Here is an 869-nt window from a genome sequence, read left to right as displayed (position 1 = left end):
CTTTGCGAGTTGGAGTAATTCACTATAATTCACATGCGATTTTTGATAGATTGGAGTTTTTCACTCCAGGGTGCAAGTTCTGCGAGCTGATCATCGGTCATCTCTTTCGTTGGCCGACGTTCCAGCAGAAATTTCAGATATCCGTAAATGTTCAGGTCGTGCGCCTTTGCCATCTCAACCATTGTATAGACTACAGCACTGGCATTGGCTCCTTCTACAGAATCACTGAACAGCCAGTTCTTCCGGCCAACTGCAAACGGACGGATTGCGTTCTCGCTTAGATTGTTTGTGAAACTACAGCGGCCATCCTCCAGATAGGTCTCCGCTGTTTCCCGCCGGTTAAGGACATAATTCACCGCTTTATCCATGCGGGTATTCCGGACTGGCTTTTGTTGCTCAAGCCACGACCAGAAAGCCTCCAGAACAGGTTTTTCCTTCTCGAGACGCAGTTGCTTCCGTTTTTCATAATCACCAGGATATTTTTTGTTAATGGAATCCTCTATGGCAAACAGGCGGTTACAGTACTGGACTCCCTGTACTGCCGGCTGGCTGTAATCATACTGTTTCCCTTTGGGAACGGCGTCGATAAAGTACCGGCGGATGTGTGCCCAGCAGGAACATCGCTTGATATCCGGCAGACTGTTGTAGCCCTGATAGCCATCCGTTTCCAGATATCCGTGATAGCCTTCCAGAAACTCCTTTGCATGGCTGCCGCTCCTGGTTGGAGAATAGCCATATAGGATAATGGCAGGAAGTCCGTCTTCGCCGCTGCGGAACAGCCACATGAAGGATTGCGTCTGTGCCCGGCGCTCTTCTTCCTTCAATACCTGGACTCTGGTCTCATCTGCCATTGCGAAGCTGCGCTTCAG

At 49.8% G+C, this 869-nt stretch carries 1 protein-coding gene; it reads right to left on the bottom strand.

Annotated elements, in window-relative coordinates:
• Positions 1–29 precede the first annotated feature (29 nt).
• Positions 30–869, bottom strand: an 840-nt coding sequence (gene tnpC / locus ACTQ50_RS19695; protein ID WP_441485568.1) for an IS66 family transposase, incomplete at its 5' end; no start/stop codon positions are given.

This window comes from Blautia sp. Sow4_E7 (genome assembly GCF_052116245.1).
Classification (GTDB): domain Bacteria; phylum Bacillota; class Clostridia; order Lachnospirales; family Lachnospiraceae; genus Blautia_A.
Note: the sequence above shows the minus strand (reverse complement) of the source record. Positions and strands in the feature narration are given on the sequence as shown.